Below are 22,192 nucleotides of genomic sequence, written 5' to 3' on the forward strand. Positions count from 1 at the left end.
TGGACCTCTCTTTTTTATTGTATTTCCCTGATTTTCTGATGCGGGCTGCCATCGTCTGCACGGCGAGGTGCCGGCGATGTTAAATAAAGTTAAACCCTCATAATCAAAGGGTTTTGTTAACTTTTTTTAAGATGGCCTGTTTGCAGCGCGGGTATCGTGTTGGATAGTTTTGGTGCTTCACCCAAACACCTTCAAACATGATATCCTTCAAAAAATGGAACGGCATCGCGGCCTGGGCGGTGTTCGCCGTGAGCCTCGCGACCTACGTCTTCACCATGGAGCGGACTGCCAGTTTCTGGGACTGCGGGGAGTTTATCGCCTGTGCTTTCAAATTACAGGTACCACATCCCCCGGGTGCCCCGCTTTTTCTGCTTGTCGGGAGGCTTTTTTCAACGCTGGCCCTTGGCGACGTCACGAAAGTGGCCTATTGGGTCAATATGGTGTCGGTGCTGGGCAGCGCGTTCACCATCTTTTTTCTGTTCAAAACAATCAGTCTGCTGGCGTGGAAGCTGGCCGTGAGGCAGTCGGGGGGAGGGAAGCTTTGCCGACCTGCTGCTTGTCAACGGTGCGGCCATGGCGGGTGCGCTCGCCTACGCGTGGTCCGATTCGTTCTGGTTCTCGGCGGTGGAGGCGGAGGTTTACGGGCTTTCGTCTTTCTTCACGGCCATCGTCATCTGGGCTGTTTTCAAATGGGAAACCATCGACGACCCCGCCACAGCGAACCGCTGGCTGATTTTCACCGCCTACCTGGTCGGCCTGTCGATTGGCGTTCACCTGCTGAACCTTGTTACGATTCCCGCCCTGGCATTGGTATATTATTTCAAAAAATATCCGCGCCCCGGTGTTCTCGGAGGATCGGTGGCTTTCCTTGCCGGACTGCTGGTCCTGGGGATCATCAATGCGGGCATCATACCCGGGTTACCCGAGCTGGCGGGGAAATTCGAAGTCTTTTTCGTGAATTCGCTCGGGCTTCCCTACAACACCGGTATCATATGTTTTACGGTTCTTTTTTTAGGGATGCTGGTGTGGGGCATACGCTTTTCGCACCGGACAAACCGCGCCCTGCTGAATACCGGCCTGCTTTCGCTCGCATTTATCCTGATCGGTTATGCCTCCTATTCGCTGGTGCTCGTGCGGTCGGGTTACGACACGCCGATCAACGAGAACAACCCGAGCGACGTGCTGCGCTTTGTGTATTATTTAAAAAGAGAGCAATATGAAAGCCGGCCCCTGCTTTACGGGCCTTCGTTCGCTTCCCGGCCCGTTAGCCAGAAACGCGGAGCGCCGGTATACGCCAAAAAGGACGGGAAATATGTTCTTATCGATTACAAGCCGGTCTACGAGTACGAACCGGGCAGCCACATGCTGTTGCCCAGATTGTATAGCTCGCAGCCCGGACATTCGAAATTGTACCAGCAAATGACCGGCCTGGCCGAGGGGGAGAAACCTACCATGCGCCATAACCTTTCGTACCTTTTTTCGCACCAGCTGGGACATATGTACTGGCGATATTTCTTCTGGAATTTTGTAGGACGCGAGAGCGACCGGGAAGGGGCGGGCGTTTTGTTGCCGTGGCAGAATTCGTTTCCGAAAAGTATCAGTCAGAACAGGGGGCATAACAACTTTCTGATGCTCCCGTTCCTGCTCGGCATAGCGGGGATCATTTTTATGTATTACCACCGCAGAAAGGATTTGCTGATACTCGGCCTGCTGTTTCTTCTGACCGGTGTGGCGCTGGTCATCTACCTCAACTCACCTCCCACAGAGCCACGGGAGCGCGATTACATTTATGTCGGCTCATTCTATATTTTTTGTGTCTGGATCGGTTTCGGCGTCCTGACTGCGGCGAAATTTCTGGAAAAAGCCGTGCGCAGGCCAGCGTTGCGTGCAGGCGTGGCCAGTGTGGCGTGCTTTTCGGTGCCGGCCATCATGGTGGCGAACGGCTGGGACAACCATGATCGGTCGGACCGATACCACTCGGTCGATTTCGCGCGTAACCTGCTCAATTCCTGCGCGCCCAACGCGATCCTTTTCACCGGCGGGGACAACGATACGTTCCCGTTGTGGTATGTGCAGGAGGTGGAGGGGTTCCGCACCGATGTGCGCGTATGTGTACAGACGTTCCTGGGCGCCGATTGGTATATCCGGCAATTGAAGCGGAAGATCAATCAGTCGGACGCATTGCCGCTCTCGCTCGATTCCGGCAACTATCAGCTCGGGAAAAACGAGTATCTGCCATTCTATGAAATCCCTTCCGTAAAAGGTGGTATCAATTTGAAAGAATACCTGGAACTGATCCATCAGGACAACAAAGCGATCCAGGTGCCGCTCACGAGTGGCGAAACGACGTCCATTCTGCCGTCGTCGACGCTCTTTTTGCCCGTCGATACCCGCGAAGTTAAGAAAATGAACATTGTTAAAAACGAGCTGTTGCCATACCTGAGCGACTCCATGAGCTGGAAAATCGGCGAAACCGACCTGCTGAAAGGAGATCTGGTGATGCTGGATATCATTTCGAGCAATAACTGGAAACGGCCCGTGTATTTCTCCTCTACAATGGGTTCGTCGCATAATCTGGGTTTGCAGGAATACCTGCAACTCGAAGGCTATGCCTATCGCCTGCTGCCCGTGCGGGTACCGGGGGCTTCGGACGGATATGTCAATTCCGACATTATGTACAATAATATGATGAACAAAATGTACTGGCGGGAAACGGATAATCCGAAAGTGTATTACGACGACACTTATCGGGGCTCGCCGGTGATAACGGCCCGGCTGTCGTTCCTGCGCCTGGCGCAACAGCTCATTGCCGAGAAGAAGATCGAAAAAGCCCGTAAGGTGGTAAACAAGGCAATGGCCGTCATGCCCGACGACACGATCCCGTACGACCAGGTTTCCGCTGGGTTCGTCGGTGCATTGTTCGATGTAGGGGAAAATGAAAAGGCGCTGGATTCCGCCCGCGTAATGGCAGCCCGGTCGGACGAGAACCTGTCCTGGATCAAGCGCACGGACGGGGGCAAGAGCCGTGACGTCAATACCGATCTTTTCATTCTTCAAAGCATCGTTCGTGAATGCAGGCGGGCGCGTCAGGACAAGGAGGCCGACCGTTTCGAGGCCATTTTCAGAAAGCATTTGCAGGCATTCGATATTTACGGAGGCTAGGCGGCGCTTCGGGCAAAGTTTTTGTAACCTGTACGCCTGTACTTACTTAAAATTCAGGTTATGGAAGAAAAGATTTTGCCCGAAAACGGTTCGCTCGTGCGGTTTATGCGGAAGGATGAGGACGAATGGCGCGATGGCGAATATGATGCCGAAAACAAAATGTTCATCGAGATCTATTCAACGGAACTAACCACCCATAACTGGACGGACGTGAGGAAATGGGAGCTTCTGGAAGTATAGGCGGGTATAAAGAGCCACTTAATAGGAATATACTGTAATTCAATATGATGGAATCGTTAACTTTCTATATTTATCCATAGAATTCTACAAAGTGATAAATGTTTATGAAAGTTAATCAGTGTTTCGTTTATGGCTCAAAACTTACTACTTCCGACCAACTGGCTTGGCCTCCTGATGCTGCTCTTTTGCGGCTCGCAGGCTTTTGCTCAAACTACCGTCACATCTAACCTTCCCATTGTGGTGATCAACACCAACGGCGCGGTGATTCCGGATGTCGACAAAATTCCAGCGACCTTCAAGATCACCGCACCCGGTAACGGCGGACTACACACATTCGATGTAAACTCCGTTACGAACAGTTTTCAGTTCGAAAGCAATATTGGCATTGAAATCCGCGGTAATACGTCCGTTTACTGGGAGAAAAAGTCGTACAGCGTCGAAACGGTCGATGCGGCCGGAGCAGGTGTGGATGTTTCGCTGCTCGGCATGCCGGCCGAATCTGACTGGGTGTTAAACGCCTGCTATGGCGACAAATCGTTTATCCGTGACGTGTTTGCGCATGAAATGTACACGCGCACGGGACGTTACTCTCCGAAAACGCGCTATGTGGAAGTATTTCTTCAGGAAACCGGCGGGATGTCTTACCACGGCGTGTACATATTGATGGAAAAGGTAAAAAGAGGTTCCAATCGGATCAATATCAAGAAGCTGAGTGAAACTGATGCCGATCCGGCTAAGATTTCCGGCGGGTATCTGTTGCAGGTTGCCGAGGACGAAGACCTTAAATGGACGTCGGCTTACCCTGGAAACGACGCACCCGGACAGCCGAAGCCCTTTTTTCACGTCGAATATCCCAAGTTGCACAAATACACCAACATCGCTAACCGGGATTTGCAGTTCAATTACATTAAAAATTATGTGGACCATTTCGAGCAGGTGCTTGCGAGTTCCACGTTCAGGAATGCTACCACCGGCTACCGGCCATTGCTCGACGAGGACGCGACGATCGACTACCTGTTGTTGCAGGAGATCACCAAGAATTCGGACAACTGGCGGGCAAGTACTTTTTTTTACAAAAAACGCGACGATGAGGGTGGAGAATTGGTGATGGGTGCGCCGTGGGACTTCGATAAATCGATGGGAAACCAGCAATGGTGCTACGAGCAATCGGTGTTGCCGACGGGTACGTGGGCATGGCAGTTCAATATCTATTGCCCCGACAGGCCTCCTATGACCGTTTTCTGGCCTGCACGGCTGCTTACGGATTGTTATTTCAAACTGAAACTGATCAACCGTTACCAGCAGCTTCGGCAAACGTCGTGGAGCAACCAGGCCATTTCCGATTTTATAGACCAAAGGCAGGGGGAACTCACGGCGCAAAATGCCATGCAGCGTAATTTTACAAGATGGAATATCCTGGAAACCGCGGTGATGTTCAACGAGCATTACACATTGGCGGGCAATACCCACGCCAAAGAGGTGCAATACCTTAAAACATGGCTACTCAGCCATCTAGCATGGATGGATACCAACATCGAATCCATTTCCGCGGAAGACTGCTCCGAATTGCCGGTGACATTCAAGAGTGTAGAAGTGCGAGAGGTCGAGCAATCGGCGGCACGCGTGAGCTGGACAACCGCGGGGGAGGTTCGGAACGACCATTTTAAAGTAGAACGGAGCGGTGACGCGCGCCATTTTGAAATTTTAGGCGCGGTAAAAGGCGCGGGAGATACATCGGTGGAGCAGCGGTACGAATTCCTCGACGCCGCTCCGCTGCCGGGGACAAGCTATTACCGGATCAGGCAGGTGGATACGGACGGTACCGTCAGTTTTTCTGCCGTGGAAACATTGAAGCGGACGAATGACGAGGCCGCGGTACTGTTCCCTAACCCGGCAGCGAACCGCATTGTGCTTAAAAACCTGAACGCCGGTTCTACTATTTTGATCCGCGACAACACAGGGCGGGTTGCAAAAAGTCTGCAGGCGCGGGGAAAACAGGTTGAAGTGGCGACGGGGATGTTGCCTCCGGGTAATTATGTGCTCACGGTGACCACTGCGAGCGGGAAATGCGAAGTACAAAAACACTTTGTGATAGGTCGCTGACGGTTTTTTGCTCCGGTGGCACTGCTTTTTTGATGGCAGGGCATTATCAACCTGGGCATTATGCTGGAAGAACTTTGGTACAAGAATGCCGTCATTTACAGCCTCGATCTTGAGACTTTCATGGACGGCAATAACGATGGTACGGGCGACTTCGAAGGTTTATGCAACCGGCTCGACTATTTGCACGCATTGGGTTTGGACACGATCTGGCTGGCGCCATTCCAGCCAACCCCAAACCGCGACAACGGCTACGATATCAGCGATTTTTACGGCGTAGACCCGCGCCACGGATCGAGCGGGGATTTTGTGGATTTTATTCATAAGGCCCGCAAGCTGGGGATCAAGGTCATCATCGATCTCGTCGTGAACCACACATCCGACGAGCATCGATGGTTCCGCGAATCGAGGAGTTCCAGGGACAACCCGAAGAGAAACTGGTACGTCTGGTCGGATAAACGACCGAAAGGATGGAACAAGGGGATGGTTTTTCCCGGTGTGCAAAAAGCCACATGGACCCGCGACAAGCGGACCGGAGCCTATTATTTTCACCGGTTTTACGAATTTCAGCCCGATTTGAACACCGATAATCCGGAAGTGCGCGCGGAAATCAACCGGATCATGGGTTATTGGCTCGAACTTGGCATTGCCGGTTTCAGGGTCGACGCCGTTCCGTTCATCCTCGAATCGCCGGATGCCGGTGGTAAAACCACGCCCCTCCATTTTGAATACCTGAAAGAAATGCGCCGTTTCCTGCAATGGCGACGCGGTGACGCCGTGCTGCTGGGCGAGGCCAATGTGTTGCCTGAAGAAAGTAAGCAATATTTCGGGGAAGATGGCGACGGCATTCACCTGATGTTCAATTTTTTTGTAAATCAATATACATTCTATGCCCTGGCGACGGCCGACACACAGCCACTCATCAAAGCGCTCGAAGCAACCCGCGAAAAAGCGCCACAAAGTCAGTGGGCATTTTTTCTGCGCAACCACGACGAGCTGGATCTGGGCCGCCTGACGCCGGATGAAAAACAGGTCGTTTTCGAACGGTTCGGTCCCGATAAAAATATGCAGCTGTACGATCGCGGTATCCGCCGGCGGCTCTCGCCGATGCTGGGCAACCGCCAGCAAACCGAGCTCGCTTACAGTCTGATGTTTTCATTTCCCGGCACACCCGTGATCCGCTATGGGGATGAAATCGGGATGGGGGATAACCTTGCCCTGAAAGAACGCGATGCCGTCCGCACTCCCATGCAATGGACGGGCGAGACCCAGGCCGGTTTTTCGAGGGCCGGCAAACTGATCAACCCGGTGATCGAAGAAGGTTATTATGCTTACGAGCACGTGAATGTCGAAAACCAAAGGCGCGATCCCGGATCGCTCCTCAACTGGATGACGACTTTGATAAGGCTAAGAAAAGAATGCCCGGAGATCGGCTATGGCGACTGGGAGATTATGGAAACCGGCCATCGCGAAATACTGGGTATGCGCTATTCCTGGAAAGGCAAAGTGCTGCTTATATGGCATAATTTCAGCGAAAAATCCCTTGAACTGGTCGTGCCGGAACAGCAGGCGGGCACCGGGCGGTTGATCGACCTCATGAACAATATCGAAAGTGTGCTCGATCATAAGGGCCGGCATACCATTACTCTCGAGGCCTACGGTTACCGCTGGTTCAGGGCGCAGCTTGAATAATCTGCATTGCCTTGCACGGTACTCTGGTTTTGTATTTTCTCCAAAAACTTTCTAATTGTCCTATATTTCAGCTGGCAACAAACCGAACTCATGAACACGACCGATATTACCCCTCTTATCACCGACCCGACGCCTGAATACTACGAAAAACAGGCTGCCGCCCTGGCGGATGCCTGTCGGTCTGTGCATAACGACTCGGCCAAACATATTCGCAAATACCATCCTGAGCCCGAAAGACTTACGCAATTGAACCGGCCTGACACCAATTTTGGCCTCGACGACGCCCGGCTGGTGGTGGCTCGGGAGCACGGGTTCACAGACTGGCCCGCTTTAACCGCGCACATTGCCGACCTGCGCACGCCCGGGTCACGGGTGGCGAAGTTCGAAGGGGCCGTGGACGCCATTGTGCAGGGCGATGCGGCCACATTACAAGCACTGCTGGAGGCGGATTCCGCGTTGGTGCGCGAGCGCTCATCGCGCGGGCACAGGGCTACATTACTGCATTACCTGGCGGCAAACGGCGTTGAGAATTTCCGCCAGCTTACACCCGCGAATGCGTTGGAGATCGCGGAAATACTTTTATCGGCAGGTGCGGAACCGGATGCCCTGGCGGAAACCTATGATACCAATTGGGGCACCACGCTAGATTTACTGGTATCCAGCGTACATCCTGCAAAGGCAGGACTGCAAACGGCCCTGGCCGGGAAACTCCTCGACTACGGAGCGGCGGTCAACGGAGTTCGCGACGACGGTGCGCCACTCGTGACAGCCATCTACTTCCATTACCCCGAAAGCGCGGAAATGTTGATAAAAAGGGGTGCAAGAATCGATAATGTGGTCACTGCCGCCGCCATGGGACAAACCGGCCAGGTGGCCACATATCTCGATGATGCGGGGAGACTGAGAGGTGATGCGCCTTTGATCGCGGTGCCGTGGTTGAAAGTGGCATCGACTCGGGAAGCCAATCTCGCCCTTGCTTTCGTATGGGCAGCGATGCTCAACCGCGTCGGGACGGTCCGTTTTTTACTCGAAAAGGGAGTCGACCCCGCCTCGAGGGACCATCGGGACTGGACGGCATTGCACTGGGCTTGCTATTTCGGCCACGAAGAGGTGGTCGATGTCCTGCTCGCGCACAAAGCACCATTGGAAGCACGTAACGAATTCGGGGGCACCGTGCTCGATCAGACGCTCTGGGCGACCGCGCACGAAGGCTTGCAGCCAGGGCATTTGGGAGTAGTCCGGAAACTCGTTGGTGCAGGTGCGAAGATTCACACATGGTGGCTGCTCAGTGACCTTCACCCGCCGTTGGAGGAGCGTGTTATCAGAATTTTGCAGGAGAAAGTGTGATGAAAAAGTGAAATTCCGTCGCTTGGTAACTCATCCAGGTTGCTTGATCATCGATGCCCATTTCTAAATTGATTTGAAAAAAATATCCATTTAATTCGAAGAACCATGGCCGGCGCTTAGTCGGCCGCCCCTAGTCGGGCACCTACCTACTCCGTTCCTCCCGTGGCAAGTCACGGGGCCATTTCGATAAGTTTTTTTTGGGAACCAAAACAGGTACGCTTATGGATTTTCTCCGGGTTAATGACTGCCTCTTGTTTTTTCGTATTCTTACTGTCTGGCTATGTTGCATAGCTGTCGCAAGCACTTCGTTCACATGCGCCCACGCTCAGGGAACGTCCAAAGACCTACTTTTACCGGACACACCGGATTATGCCAGCCTCTCACTCAATGGAAAGGAACTGTTCGACGGTTTGACCAACAACGGGCAGTACCGGGGCGAAACGATCATCGTGCGCATGCGACCGATCGCGGAAGTGCTATCGAACAACCGCTTGCAGATTACAATTCCCGGCCGTTCGGAGCAATACGATGTCCACATTAAGACTATTGAGTATTCCGACGACCGGAATTACAAGGTCTACGGGACAGCGGGGGAGAGTCTGCTATCTGTGTTACTCACTTCCCGTAACGGCATGAAAGGCGGAATCATCCAGGGCTTCGAGCGATCTTATGAAATCTGCGACCTGGGTGAGGACGGGCAGTTGCTACTAGGGCATGAAAACGACGCCGGGAGCTCGAATTTTTGCGCCTCCGGCATTGGATCGGCAATGCAAGTGGATCCGCTATCCGAATCCGACGAACGGGGAAGAAAGCCCGGCGACAACGCGAAAATCGAGCCATGCACAAGTGGTATTCGGGTATTATTTATTTATCCGAATACCGTGAGCCCGGTTTCGGCAGCTAACCACGCCTCTAATACTATTGACATTTTCAATCAGACTGTAATCAATAGCGGGGTGACCGGGACCGCGCTTGCAGAGCTAGCGGGCGTCGCGCAGACCACCTACCAACCCACCACCGGGATAATATTAGATGAAGCATTGAATCTTTCCAACAATGCGGATGCCCAGGCTCTGCGTAATCAGTATAAAGCGGATTTAGTTCTTTGGTTCACCTGGCAGGGATACTTTAAGGCGTTCGGCGGAGTTCCAGATCCTAAAACATATCTCCATCCCGTAAATGCACGTGCTTTTGCGGTTGTTTCATTGAACGGTACAAACGTTCCCGTAATTGGCGCGCATGAGCTCAGCCATTTGTTTGGTTGTAACCATGATGATGACAATTTCGGTTTGCCGTATTCGAGGGGCTATGTTTTCGCAATTTTTAATACTCTTGTTGCTAGGGGGAATGCACCGGGAAGCAAAATCTTCTACTACTCCAATCCTAACAAATCCTTTGCAGGTTCGGTAATGGGGGACGCAACGCACAATAATGCGAAAGTAATGAACGATAAGGCCGCAATTGTTAAAGCCTTCAAGTCTGAGCCTAATGTTCTGAACGGCTGGATTTCAGGGCCGACGAGTGGATATGAGTATCAGACTTACACGTACGAGGCTATCGCAAAATGTGGGAGTCCGCCTTATACATATCAGTGGAAGGAATCCGCGGATGGCATTAACTATTCGGGTAACGGCACCGGTGAGTTTTATAATGTTGGGCTGTACCATAATGGCAATCACCTCTTCTACCTGAAATTGAAAATTACGTCTTCCGACGGGCAGGTGGTCGAGAACTGGATACAAATCTGGGTGAACGACGATCCCAATGGTGGATACCGAAAGGGACAGAAGGAGAATGACTCGCTTCAAATCGAAAGTGACGAAACAATATTGCAGCCTAACCCGGCGTCCGGCGCAGTACAGCTCACTTTCAATGCGGAGAAGGCTAATCAAATTGAAGTAAGCCTGGCCGGCTTGAACGGGCGCTTGCATGTAAATAGGCAGGTTTTTCAGGGTGTCGAAGGTAGGAATGTTATCAGGCTCGATCTGGCTGGAAAACGGCTGCCGGCCGGTATTTATATCGTTACGGCACGCTGCGGTAGCCAGGTAATCCGGAAAAAGGTCGTATATCAACCTGCATCAAAGCCGTGAAACAATATAGTTATACACTCATATTAATACTCGTTTTCCTGCTCTCCTGCGAAAAACATCCGCCGATGGATCCATTCATGGCGAACGAATCGATTACCGGCGAGGTGAATGGCAAACCGTTCAAATCAGGAATAACAGTTCCCCACGGCGCGTGGGTGACGACGGATATGTGCGATAAGCATGTCGTAGCCATGAGTTTGGTCAGAAAAATCGAAGATGATGAATATGCCATCATCCACCTGAATTTTTTCCATACCAAACCCGGGAATTACGTGCTCACCGACAGTGCGAATAGCCACCGTAACCGGGTGGTGTGCACACTTGACTCGGTTACCACGAGTTTAAGTTTTGATGCTTTTCCGGGAGACGATGTGTCGATGGACACCTACCGGCTTCTCGAAGGCCCGTGGAACTTTCTCACAGTATCGTATTATGATCCCGAAAAGAAAGAGATGCAGGGACAATTCGCGGCAAGATTTGTGCGGATCAATAAACGGCAGCACGCAAGGGAAGCGGTAGATACAATTACTTACACCAACGGCAAATTCTTCCTTGCAAACATGTTTTTCCAGGATGTCATCACGGAACCGCGATAAAAACAAGCGCAGCATACCAACCTGTATCAAAGCTATGAAACGATTCGGCTATATACTCGTGCTAATGCTTTATGTCCTGCTATCCTGCGACAAGCAGCCGCCTTTTAAGCCGGGAATAGTACAGGAAGTGATCAGCGCCGAGATCAACGGTGTGCCTTTTGAAGCCGGGATCACGGTTGACAGGGGGGGCGATTGTAAGAACGGATCTTTGTGACGATCATATGGTCGCAATGAGCCTGGTCAGAAAACTGGAAGAAGAGAAATATCAAGTCATGTATCTGGATTATACTCCCGGTAAGCCTGGAAGCTATGCGCTCACTGATAGTTTGATCCAATACATTGCTGGTAATGGATGCCCGCATGATACGGTCCGTGCTGTTTTTGCCTTGATGTCATATCCGGAAAATGACGAACGAATGGCTACTTACAGGCTTCTCGAAGGTCCCTGGAATTACCTCAAAATCTTGTATTACGATCGGAAAAAGAGTGAAATTCATGGAGAGTTCGCATCAAAATTTGTTAGGGTCAATAACGCTCTGAATGCGTCGGGACCGGTGGACACAATCACCTATACCAATGGCAAATTCTTTCTGAAAAATATGTACGTCCAGGACGTCATTACGGAACCACGATAATACACCAATATAAGCGAACCCGGGCAACCCGATTTTCGATCGGGTTGCCCGGGTTCATTTTGGGTAATACCGCACAAAAATATCCGTGATGCCGGTGAACAACGACTGTGCGGCATCGCCGTACCAGTTCATGCCCTAAAGTACCTGCCGCAAAAGTTTCTCTCGGAAAAAATAACCATAGCGTTACATTTGATTAATAGTCAAATACTTACTTTGAGGTTTACAGCAGTCGATTCCTGTAATAGTAAGATGCGGAGATAAATTTGAATTATACTGCTAAAACGATAAATAAGTGCGCCGATCATTGGACAGCCTTAACCATAAACTTTATATTGCTATTGGTTTCCACAACGACTCTTAACATTTTACACATGCTAATATCTTCATTATCAATACTCATTCGGGCAGTAATGTGCGCCGTTTTCATCTTGTCGGCAGGTGCTGCCCATGCGCAGGGCGCCAATGTCCTCAGTACTTATGAACTGGTGCAGGACGGGGTCAACAACAGCTACCAGCCACCGGTACCCAAAGGCCCTACATCCATTCCCCAGACGATGGCTTTCTTTTACAACAAAAACGGAAGTACCGACGAGGGACTTTATTTCCAGAAGCTCAAAACGGAATTGTCGGTAACATTCAGCTTTGACGATCAGCCGTATGTCAACGTACCGCAGCATGTGACCGGAATGACGTTCGGTGCTGCCTCGGGAGCGAGCAGTACGCAGGTCAGGGCGGTGCCGGTGGTCAATACTAATTATTACTACGCCGACACGGCCCGCAAAATATTTACCGCACACCCGCAAGGGCCTGTTGGAAAGGGTGTTAACCTGTTCATGAATGCAGGTTTGCAGGTATTTCTTTCGGCGAAACCCCTGCTGGCCGCAAATGCGTCCAAGAGCGATACGAGCCGGTATTATTATGGAAAGTTACGGTTACAGTTTAACCGTCCGGTAACCGACCCCGTGCTTTCATTCATCGGCCTCGGTGCGACGACGAACTTTGGAAACAAACGCCTCGGTTTTGCCACCGAGCTCGAATTACAGTCCCCCTCATTGACATTGACGAAGCTCTCGGGCAATGAGGAAATGCAGATCGATATGTCGAAAACGAAAATCCTGCATTCGAAAACACCGATTACGGGTAACTGCGACAATGGAGCCGCATGCGGAAGTGTCCTGGTAAAAGGTTCGCAAATCAGCACGCTCGTGTTCGGCGTTTACCTGCGGCCCGACGGCGGGCCGGGCGTTTGGGGGACCGAGAAAGTCAGCAACTCGGGCGATATGTGGCATATTACAGTATCGCTGCCAGAGCAGTAGCCTGCATTTCTTCCGGTTTGTCCATCCGCCTGATCTGCCGGCGGTGCATTTCGCCCCATTCTATCAGCGACTCGATAACAGGTGCAAGCGTATCGCTGTAAGGCGTGAGCTCGTATTCGATCGATACGGGAAAGTCTGTGTAAACTTTCCTCACTACAAACCCGTTGATTTCCAGTTCCTTCAACTCGTTGGAAAGCACCCTGGCCGAAATGCCCCGAAGAGCCCGCTGGATATCGTTGAATCGCTTGTGCCCTTCGGCAAGCGCAATAATGATGCGTAACCTCCATTTTCCACCGATAACGTATAACGCATCGCCAGCCGCATTGAGCTTGTTATTGCATTGTGCAGCGCTGGGTTTGGGACCTTGATGATGAGTGAATGCCATTTTGAATATTTGCTAACTAAAAGGTTATTACTAACCTTTTGTATATTACTATATTTTGTATAGTAAAGATAGCTAGTTTTGGCAAAAATTCAAAATGTATATGAAAGCAAAGAAAATCGCTGCGATTGCCGTAACTGCCATCGCCTCGTTACTGGTAGTGTTTAGCGGAATTATGAAGTTGAGTCAAAATCCCGAAATCGTGGCGACGCTCACGAAAGTCGGCGTAGGGGATTATCTTGTTCCTCTGGCCTTGATGGAGATTAGTTTTACGGCCCTTTTCATTTACCCTAAGACGATGAAAATCGGGTTTATCCTGCTTACCTGTTATTTCGCCGGGGCATTGGCGACCGAGCTTTCTCATAGTACCCCATTCAATGCGGTCCTTCCCATGGCCCTCGTCTGGATCGCCGCTTTCCTGCGCGACCCATTGATTTTTTTGCCGGGTAAAGCGACTGCCGCTCAATGATTCCCACGTTTTTGGGCAAGCGATGGACTGATTTCTGTTCGAAAGGCCATTTCTGTAATGCCTCGGGCTGCAATGCTATGGATGCTGGTCCTGGGCATCGCAGCGGGGGCATTATAGTTTTTAAGGCAGACTGAACGCCATAACGGATCCCGAAGGATTCTCCTTTGTACCGCCAACCGACAGGGCCACGTATTGCTTGCCGCCACTCATGTAAGTACAGGCGGTTGCGTTTGCTACGCCCGGGAGTGTTGCCTGCCAGACGAGCCGGCCCGTTTTTTTGTCGAAAGCGCGGAGTTTCCGATCCTGGGTGCCGCTGATGAAAACCAGCCCGCCGGCCGTAACGATCGGTCCCGCAGAGCCCTCCTGCCCGGTTTCAGGGCCACCTTGCTGACGTTTTTCATCATTACCGACAGTCACCTGCCATTCGTATTCCCCGGTACTCAGGTTGATGGCATTCAGGGTTCCCCAGGGCGGGCGTAGCGCCGGGTTTCCCTGCGGATCGCGGAAATGGCCGTATGCGGTAAGGTTGAGATACTTGTCTGCTCCTTTTTGCGTCTGACCGGTCTCCTGCCTGGTGATTTTGGCGGAGTTTTGCGGACGGTCGAAAAGGAATGCGATAATGCTCTTTTCCTTTCCCTTGACTGCCGATGCGAATGCGGGCATTTTACCGCCGCCCTTTTTGATTTTGTCCAGGGCCGCTTCGCGCGTCATGCGGTTGCGGAGGCCTATCAGCGAGGGATAATTTGGTTCGTCGCCATTTTTGTCCTTGCCGTGACATGCGACGCAGTAAGTCATATACAATGTTTTTCCCTGGTCGAACACGGTCTGGTCTCTGGCTTCCTGTTCCAGGTCGACTTTTTTCATCGACTGGATTTCGGGAGAATCGTTCGATTTTACAAAAAGTACGGTAGAAGCCGGGTCGTAAGCCGCCCCGCCCCATTCAGCCCCGCCGCGGGTACCGGGAAGCATTAGCGTACCTTTCAGGTCGGGTGGGGTAAAAAGGCCTTCATATCGCATCGATCGAAACTTTTTGACGATTGAATCGTGACCGGCCTCGCTATAACGGGTAAGGTCGGCCTCGGTCATCCATTGCCTTGCGAAAGGCTTGGGTTTGAGTGGAAATGGCTGGGTAGGGGAAGCATGCTCGCCGGGAATATTCGAAGCCGGTACCTTTCGTTCCTCGATAGGAAACAGTGGTTCCCCCGTTTCCCGGTTGAAAACAAATACGAACCCATGCTTCGTAACCTGCGCTACGGCGTCGATTTCCCTGCCGTCGCGCCTGACCGTCACCAGATTCGGTGGTGCGGGCAGGTCGTAGTCCCAGAGATCGTGGTGGACGATCTGATAATGCCATATATGCTTGCCAGTGGCTGCGTCCAGCGCTACGACACTGTTGCCGTAGAGATTGTTCCCTTTCCGGTCGGCACCGTAAAAGTCGTAGGAGGGTGATCCCAGCGCCAGAAATACGATGCCACGGCGGAGATCCAGGCTCATGCCGGCCCAGTCGTTGACACCCCCGGCGTATTTATAGGCATCGGGCGGCCAGGTCTCGTAACCGGGCTCGCCGGGCAGCGGAATTGTGTGAAATGTCCATTCCAGTTTGCCGGTTTTGCAGTTATAAGCGCGAATGTAGCCCGGCTGGGCACCGTATAATTCCGACACTTCCGCGCCCATGATCAGCAAATTCTTGTACACGATACCCGGGGAGGTTGGAATTACCGAGATCGTGGCGGGGTCGTCGCGCAGGCCCACGTTCATGCTCACCCGACCGTTTTGTCCGAAGCTTGCGACTGGCTTGCCCGTGCGCGCATCCAACGCGAAAAGATTGTCGCCACCGGTAAAGAGGATACGTTTATCCTCACCTTCTTCCCAATAGGTAACGCCACGGCTCACACCGCCTCCCTCAGCTCCGTCGAAGGGATCGAAAGACCATATTTGTTCACCGGTTTCCGCGTCTATGGCGTACGCCCGGTGTTTAGCGGAAGTCGTGTACATCACACCGTCGACGATAATCGGGTTGCATTCGCTGCTGCCCGGGCGACTGCCCTCTTTCATATCGCTGTACGTATGCGTCCAAGCGGGCCGCAATTGTCCGACATTCGAAATATCGATCTGATCCAGGGGAGAATAGCTGGTACTTTCCGCATCGGCCTTGTAAATGCCCCACGACCGGTCGTTGCCTTCGCGGTTCTGATAGGCTACCAGGCCGGCAAATACGGCGATGGCGGGAAAAATGACAATATTCTTCCCATATTTTTGAAATTGTCGGATTCCAGACATAAAAGTAGAAGCAGCGCTTCTTCTAAAGGGTTAGGGAACGCGAGATATCGTTGATTCTCATGCGTTAAAGTCGGTTTCCCGTTTGTTTTACTATCGTCTGTTTGGCGCAGTGAAGAAGAGGAGTAAAAAGGATAGCGCCCCTGATTATTTCAGAAGCGCTTCTACAAGCCTGACCATCGCATATCTGAATAAGCGGGGGAGGCTACCGCTAATGGCAGCAACACCCCGAATCGCCTTTGAAATCTTCATACTTGTCGTGATGGCGCATCCAGTCCATGATGGTGTTCTCATTTCGCCCTTTCGGTGTGAGGTCCAGATAATTATGTGCACCGATGAGAATGTCGCCGCCACGCCCATAGCTGGAATAGGTGTGGAAAATGTTTCCTGCCCGGTCCTTGTAAAATACGCTGGTTCCCGGCGACTCGGTCCCTTCGTCGTTTCGGGTATACTGAAAATTGTAGTAGACAGTGCCGTTTTTCAATTGTTCTTCCGTGAAGGAAACATGATAATCGTAGTTGAAGTCGCTGCCGTAGGACGACACCCAAGTGAATTTCCAGTCCATCCGCTTTTTGAATGCGAGCAGTTTTTCGAGCGGCGCCCGCGAAACCACCACTACCGAAACGTCGTGATGTTTCAGGTGAAGGTTCGCGCCATCGATATGGTCGGCCAGAAATGAGCATCCGGGACAGCCCTCTTCCCATTCGGGCGCAAACATGAAATGATAAACGATCAGCTGACTTTTGCCGTAGAACAGGTCCGACAGCCGGAGTTCCCCTTCGGCACCTTCGAAAATGTAAGACTTATCGACCTTCATCCACGGAAGTTCCCGTCGCTGGCGGCTGAGTTCATCGTTGAGCCGGGTGAGTTCTTTTTCTTTTTTAAGGAGGTCCTTCCGCGCTTTCACCCATTCTTCCCGGGAAACGACAGGATGTGTTGCAAGGCTTTCCTCCCAGCGGTCGGTTATGGTGTCCAGTTGTTTTTCCATTGGTATCCGGATTTAGTTCCATACAAAGCTCATTAATTAATAGCTGAAACAGGATGTGTAAAAACGTCTATTTAAGGGGGTGTTTAGGACAAACTTGAATATATGGTCCCCGGATCGAAATTTTAATGCCGCAAGTCTCCCGCTGGTACGATTCTTTACAAATCACGTCACGTAATTGAAATTTCATCAATCAAACATAAATATCATGAAAGCTTTGAAATTGAGTGTCATCGCATTAGCCATATTCGGGGGCACTGCTGCCTGGGCCCAGACCACAACGCCGGCGGCGACGCCATCGAGTACGCCGCCATCCACCGTCCCGAGCACCACGCAGCCGTCGACTTACCCGGGCAATACGACACAACCTAAAACTGTCCCGGGCAGCACTTTGCAGCCATCGGACTTGCCGGGTGCCGTAAGGCCGGGCAGCACTGTCACGCAGCCGTCGCCTACGACCGTGCCGGGTACCACCACACAGCCTTCGACCGTTCCTTCGAGCACAGTTCCGGGCAGCGTGACCACGCCTAACAGCACTTCGTCGCCGACAACCCGCCCGTCGACCCCGACAGACCCGACCGCCGTTCCGCGGACGACCACGCCGGGCAACTTGCAGCAAAGTCCGAATAATACGAATGTGCCAAGAACCACTATCCCCGGCGCCAACACGACACCGTCCCAGGTTCCGCAAAGCACGACTATCCCGTCGTCGACGGTTCCGGGCAGTGCCACCACGCCAAGTTCTGTTCCGGGTGGCACGGGAACCAGCATTCCCAAAAAGTAGTTTGTCAGAAATCAGAAAGAAGGAAGTGCTGAATGTCGCCGATGTCCGGCACTTCCTGATAACCATTTTCAAATAGCGCTTCTCAACTTAAAACAAACAGCACGATGCCGAACATAGAAAACCTGGACGAGGCCGGAAAACTGGAACCGGGAGTGGTCCTGAAAGTGACCGGCGCGGCGTCGGAGAACGACGCCATACTTGCGGTAGAAAATTACCTGAGGGCTAATCGGAAAGAACAGCTGGAAGTAGCGGTACCCGAGCGAGACGAGGACGGGGTTTTTGCGATCCGGTTGGAATAAGCCCCCCCAAGGGATATTTCAGGATTTTGTCGCGTCCCTGGCGGTCGATTCGATCTGCTCTTTTTCGAGATTCATTGCTTCGAATTCTTCTTTGGGGTTAAACCAATTGTTCCCCGCGGTATCGGCGATGGCGACGACTTTACCGTTTCTTATTTCTACAAGGACCTTGGAGCTTTTCAACTGGTCCCAGTTATCGGCCTTGCATACATGCATACATCGGAACAGAAACCTGCCCAGGTACGGAGCATCCGCCGATTCACCCCCATGCATTCCGGAAAGAAAGACCTCGTGGCCGCCAAAGATATATTTAACGCCTTTCAGGTTCAGTTCAAGTGCCGCAGTTACATACAACTGCCGGTGCATATATATGTGCACCGCTTTGATTGTTCCGATTTCCATCATATCCGTATTTGATGCAGGCATCGAGGCACCAAAACCGTGCCTGTTCCTTTCCCTTAATAATTAGTTAACGTTGAATGGTTTAACTGGACCTTTTGAACAGCAATATATACGTTTAAATTTAAAAATGTAGTAGTAATATGACTATCTGATAGAATTAGAGTGATTTTTGTGATTAATTGTTGTAGAAAAATTCTTCATAATACGCGAAAATTTAAGCGATATTATAGTTGTGCCGTCGGTTGTAATGAAAGTTCATCACTTTCAGAGTATGCGAATCCGTTTTTAACATCTTTAACCACAAAGTGTTATAAACATAGGTCAAACAGAACAGTTATGAAATTGCTACTGCTTGCCTCGTACCTTTTTTTGCCTCTTATGGCGCCGAATGCCCGGGTAAACGTTGCTCCGCTTACCGGCAGCTGCATGACGGGCCCTGAACGTTCGGCTTATCTCTTTCCGGGATTCGTGAAGGGGACGGTCTGTTTCCGCAACGGGACCCGGCGCGATGCGTTGATGAATTACCACTTTACCGAGGGCAGGATGCAGTTTCTTAACCAGCGGGCGGATACGATGTTATTTACCGGCAAATACCTCATCGACCACGTGGAAATAGCAGGGCGCGGGTTTCTGCTCACGGACGCGCATCTGGATATGGAGGTTGTAGCAACGTCCGGACGCGTTCGGCTCGCTGCAAGGACCCGTTCGGAGATCGTCGGCAATAAGCTCAGCCATTCGGGGCAGAGGTTCTCTGCATCTGCGGGCTCTGTTCCCTCCGGCCTGATGGTTAGCAACCAGGGCGGGCATTTTCTGTGGGAGAATAATTCGGCGGGGCATTTACAGTCGTTAAAAACCTCCTTTTTTCTGGTCGACCAGAACGGAACAGTGCGGCCCGCCTCGCGCCGCGCCTTCATGAACGTGTACGCGCGCCACAAACGGCGGCTATCGCGCTACCTACGTGAGTACCACGTCGATTTCGGCGATGCGGCGGACCTGCAAAAGCTGCTCGTTTTTTGCGGGGAACTGACCGCTTTTCAACAATAACCAGCCATTCGGACATTTCAGGAGCAAATCGGGCATAATTGCCTGCTATTTGGTAAGTTAGCGTATCGATAGTGATTTACTTGACGCTAACGGAACGCTATGAGGACATCTTTTCTCCTGTTCTTTTTCTGGCTGGCCGGAAGGGCATACGGGCAGGTATGCCAACCGGATCCCGCTACGCCGGACATCGCCGCGCTTGAAGGCAGAAGCGCAAAGGCGCGGATCGATGGCGCGTCGCTCCGCGTAATGGCTTCCGATAATTTTGACGTTACCTATGACCGCTGCGAATGGGAGGTGGATCCGGCGGTCAGTTACATTAAAGGCATGGTAACGACCCATTTTGTGATGAATGCGGACGGCGCGGACATCACGCTCGATCTGACGAGCGCACTTACCGTTTCATCGGTGCGGCAGCGGGGCAACGATGTCGCATTTGTCCATGCAGGCGACGCGCTCACCATTACTTTGCAAAACCCGCTTTCACAGGGCGCCAGGGATTCGGTGACGATCAGCTATGAAGGAACGCCGTCGGCGGCGAATTCGGCTTTTATTGTTTCTACGCACGGATCGCCGGTAACGCCTGTACTGTGGACTTTAAGCGAGCCATACGGGAGCCGCGACTGGTGGCCCTGCAAAAATGGCCTCGACGACAAGGCCGATTCGATCGACATTTACATTACGCACCCGGCCATTTACAAAGCCGCTTCAAACGGACTGCTGAAAAGCGAAACTGCTGTCGCCGGTTCCAAAACCCGCACACACTGGCAGCACCGTTACCCGATCGCAAGCTATCTGGTCGCTATGGCCGTTACCAATTATAACGTGTTGGACAATAACGTGATGATCGGGGGGACAAACGTGCCGTTTAAAACCTATTATTATCCCGAAAGCCAGCTTACCTTTCAGAACGGCGCGCAAAACGCGCTGAATGCGATGGTGCAGTTCAGCAGCCTGTTCGGAGACTATCCCTTCAAAAACGAAAAATATGGCCATGTACAGTTTGGCTGGGGAGGCGGAATGGAGCATCAAACCTGTTCGTTTATGGTTAATATGAACGAAACGCTGGTAGCCCACGAACTTGCCCATCAGTGGTTTGGCGACAAGGTTACCTGCGGAGCCTGGCAGGATATCTGGCTGAACGAGGGTTTTGCGACGCATCTCGCCAGCATTTACATGGAAACCAAGTACCCGGCCAACACCAAGACCACCAGGACCAACGAGATCAACACGATCACATCCCAGCCGGGCGGCTCCGTGTGGGTAGACAATGTAAGCGACGTTAACCGCATTTTCAGCAACCGTCTCAGCTACCTGAAAGGCTCACATTTGCTCTATATGCTGCGCTGGATCCTGGGTGATGCCACATTCTTTACGGCAGTTAATAATTACCTCTCCGACCCTGCGCTGGCGTATGGTTACGCGACGACGGCCGATCTTAAAAGTCATCTGGAAGCGGCAAGCGGTAAGGACCTCACCTATTTTTTTGACCAGTGGTTTACCGGGCAGGGATACCCGTCGTATCAGGTGGAATGGTACCCAGTGGGTAATTCGGTGCAGGTGAGACTGAATCAGACCCAGTCGCATGCGTCGGTGGGCTTTTTTCGGCTGCCTGTGCCGTTGCTTTTCCGCAACACGAATACCAACCAGCAGAAACTCGTCGTGTTCGATCATACCTCCGACGGGCAGCTTTTTGCCGACAATCTTGGTTTCGAAGCAACAGAAGTGCTTTTGGATCCGGATGTTTGGTTGATCACCCGAAATAATACGCTTACCAAGACCTCCGGACCATTGCCGGTTGTTTTCAGCAGGTTCAGCATTGAATGCCGTGGCAACAGTCCGCGGTTATGCTGGCAGACGACCGAGGAGGTGAATGCGGATTACTTCGAAATAGAACAAAGTACGGACGCCAGGCAATGGAAGACTGTCGGCAGGGTGCAGGCCGTGGGCAATTCGCGGGTAACGAACGACTATTTCTTTGACACCGAAGGGGCATTAAGCCAGGGTTATTTCCGGATAAGGGAAACCGACATGGACGGCAAGATGCAGGGAACACGGATCATCGCCGCGAAGTGCGGGGCGGGGAATGAGAGCTGGAAGGTTTATCCGAACCCCGTACGCGATGTTTTTACGCTCAGCAATTCTCTCGGGAAGCCGGTGGCTGGCGAACTTTTGCTTTTTGACGTTCGGGGAAACCGCGTTTTGCTGGAATCGTCTTCGCCCGCCGGCGACAGGCGAAATTTTAATGTACAACATTTGCGGCCCGGTCTGTATTCCCTGCCATCCGGAGCGGGGCGGGAGGGGTTCAGGATACTGAAAGAATAATGAATTAACCGGTTCACACACTATCGCCTATGAAAACATACATTTTGTCCCTG

Annotated in this window: 19 protein-coding genes and 1 pseudogene; 16 read left to right on the forward strand and 4 right to left on the reverse strand. The window is 51.9% G+C overall.

Going from position 1 to position 22,192, the window contains the following annotated elements; genetic code table 11:
* Nucleotides 1-275: 275 nt before the first annotated feature.
* From ABV298_RS23090 to ABV298_RS23140, 11 genes and pseudogenes are all read left to right on the forward strand, one after another.
* A pseudogene (locus ABV298_RS23090) lies at nucleotides 276-458 on the forward strand (DUF2723 domain-containing protein); the annotation flags it as partial.
* A gap of 115 nt (nucleotides 459-573) precedes the next feature.
* Complete coding sequence (locus tag ABV298_RS23095; protein ID WP_353718515.1) at nucleotides 574-3,162, forward strand: DUF2723 domain-containing protein; 2,589 nt, start codon at nucleotides 574-576, stop codon at nucleotides 3,160-3,162.
* A gap of 60 nt (nucleotides 3,163-3,222) precedes the next feature.
* Complete coding sequence (locus ABV298_RS23100) at nucleotides 3,223-3,402, forward strand: hypothetical protein (protein ID WP_353718516.1); 180 nt, start codon at nucleotides 3,223-3,225, stop codon at nucleotides 3,400-3,402.
* Nucleotides 3,403-3,531: 129 nt separating this feature from the next.
* On the forward strand, nucleotides 3,532-5,505 hold the full coding sequence (locus ABV298_RS23105; RefSeq protein WP_353718517.1) for a CotH kinase family protein: 1,974 nt from the start codon (nucleotides 3,532-3,534) through the stop codon (nucleotides 5,503-5,505).
* 60 nt (nucleotides 5,506-5,565) lie between these two features.
* Entirely contained in the window at nucleotides 5,566-7,194 is a 1,629-nt protein-coding gene (locus ABV298_RS23110; protein WP_353718518.1) for an alpha-amylase family protein, read from the forward strand.
* A gap of 90 nt (nucleotides 7,195-7,284) precedes the next feature.
* The gene (locus tag ABV298_RS23115; protein ID WP_353718519.1) at nucleotides 7,285-8,541 is read left to right on the forward strand and encodes an ankyrin repeat domain-containing protein; all 1,257 of its coding nucleotides are present in this window, start codon (nucleotides 7,285-7,287) and stop codon (nucleotides 8,539-8,541) included.
* A 221-nt stretch (nucleotides 8,542-8,762) separates the two neighbouring features.
* Nucleotides 8,763-10,631 carry a T9SS type A sorting domain-containing protein gene (locus tag ABV298_RS23120; protein ID WP_353718520.1) on the forward strand — a complete coding sequence of 623 codons (1,869 nt, stop codon included), beginning with the start codon at nucleotides 8,763-8,765 and terminating at the stop codon, nucleotides 10,629-10,631.
* The gene (locus tag ABV298_RS23125) at nucleotides 10,628-11,227 is read left to right on the forward strand and encodes a hypothetical protein (RefSeq protein WP_353718521.1); all 600 of its coding nucleotides are present in this window, start codon (nucleotides 10,628-10,630) and stop codon (nucleotides 11,225-11,227) included. The genes ABV298_RS23120 and ABV298_RS23125 overlap by 4 nt, the downstream gene beginning before the upstream one ends.
* Nucleotides 11,228-11,261: 34 nt before the next feature.
* Nucleotides 11,262-11,441 carry a hypothetical protein gene (locus ABV298_RS23130; RefSeq protein WP_353718522.1) on the forward strand — a complete coding sequence of 60 codons (180 nt, stop codon included), beginning with the start codon at nucleotides 11,262-11,264 and terminating at the stop codon, nucleotides 11,439-11,441.
* A gap of 16 nt (nucleotides 11,442-11,457) precedes the next feature.
* Nucleotides 11,458-11,862, forward strand: coding sequence for a hypothetical protein (locus tag ABV298_RS23135; RefSeq protein WP_353718523.1), 405 nt, complete (start codon nucleotides 11,458-11,460; stop codon nucleotides 11,860-11,862).
* A gap of 410 nt (nucleotides 11,863-12,272) precedes the next feature.
* On the forward strand, nucleotides 12,273-13,178 hold the full coding sequence (locus ABV298_RS23140; protein WP_353718524.1) for a hypothetical protein: 906 nt from the start codon (nucleotides 12,273-12,275) through the stop codon (nucleotides 13,176-13,178).
* Here the strand turns inward: ABV298_RS23140 and ABV298_RS23145 are convergent.
* Nucleotides 13,153-13,563, reverse strand: a complete 411-nt coding sequence (locus ABV298_RS23145; protein WP_353718525.1) for a helix-turn-helix domain-containing protein — start codon at nucleotides 13,561-13,563, stop codon at nucleotides 13,153-13,155. The two genes, ABV298_RS23140 and ABV298_RS23145, sit on opposite strands and share 26 nt — an antisense overlap.
* Before the next feature lie 100 nt (nucleotides 13,564-13,663).
* Here ABV298_RS23145 and ABV298_RS23150 point away from each other — a divergent pair, with 100 nt between their 5' ends.
* Nucleotides 13,664-14,029 carry a DoxX family protein gene (locus ABV298_RS23150; protein WP_353718526.1) on the forward strand — a complete coding sequence of 122 codons (366 nt, stop codon included), beginning with the start codon at nucleotides 13,664-13,666 and terminating at the stop codon, nucleotides 14,027-14,029.
* 120 nt (nucleotides 14,030-14,149) lie between these two features.
* On the opposite strand, the gene ABV298_RS23155 is transcribed toward ABV298_RS23150, so the two are convergent.
* Entirely contained in the window at nucleotides 14,150-16,309 is a 2,160-nt protein-coding gene (locus ABV298_RS23155) for a PQQ-binding-like beta-propeller repeat protein (protein WP_353718527.1), read from the reverse strand.
* A gap of 208 nt (nucleotides 16,310-16,517) precedes the next feature.
* Nucleotides 16,518-17,294: a thioredoxin family protein gene (locus ABV298_RS23160; protein WP_353718528.1), complete on the reverse strand. Its 777-nt coding sequence runs from the start codon at nucleotides 17,292-17,294 to the stop codon at nucleotides 16,518-16,520.
* A 205-nt stretch (nucleotides 17,295-17,499) separates the two neighbouring features.
* On the opposite strand from ABV298_RS23160, the gene ABV298_RS23165 reads away from it, so the two are divergent.
* Nucleotides 17,500-18,075, forward strand: a complete 576-nt coding sequence (locus ABV298_RS23165; protein ID WP_353718529.1) for a hypothetical protein — start codon at nucleotides 17,500-17,502, stop codon at nucleotides 18,073-18,075.
* 104 nt (nucleotides 18,076-18,179) lie between these two features.
* Entirely contained in the window at nucleotides 18,180-18,374 is a 195-nt protein-coding gene (locus tag ABV298_RS23170) for a hypothetical protein (RefSeq protein ID WP_353718530.1), read from the forward strand.
* Between the two features lie 18 nt (nucleotides 18,375-18,392).
* Here ABV298_RS23170 and ABV298_RS23175 read toward each other — a convergent pair whose 3' ends face one another.
* The gene (locus ABV298_RS23175; RefSeq protein WP_353718531.1) at nucleotides 18,393-18,773 is read right to left on the reverse strand and encodes a hypothetical protein; all 381 of its coding nucleotides are present in this window, start codon (nucleotides 18,771-18,773) and stop codon (nucleotides 18,393-18,395) included.
* A 336-nt stretch (nucleotides 18,774-19,109) separates the two neighbouring features.
* Here ABV298_RS23175 and ABV298_RS23180 point away from each other — a divergent pair, with 336 nt between their 5' ends.
* Nucleotides 19,110-19,817: a hypothetical protein gene (locus ABV298_RS23180; RefSeq protein ID WP_353718532.1), complete on the forward strand. Its 708-nt coding sequence runs from the start codon at nucleotides 19,110-19,112 to the stop codon at nucleotides 19,815-19,817.
* A 99-nt stretch (nucleotides 19,818-19,916) separates the two neighbouring features.
* Nucleotides 19,917-22,139 (forward strand): M1 family aminopeptidase, encoded by a 2,223-nt coding sequence (locus ABV298_RS23185; protein WP_353718533.1) that lies wholly within the window; start codon nucleotides 19,917-19,919, stop codon nucleotides 22,137-22,139.
* The last annotated feature ends 53 nt before the right edge of the window (nucleotides 22,140-22,192 follow it).

The organism is Dyadobacter sp. 676 (genome assembly GCF_040448675.1).
Classification (GTDB): Bacteria; Bacteroidota; Bacteroidia; order Cytophagales; family Spirosomataceae; genus Dyadobacter.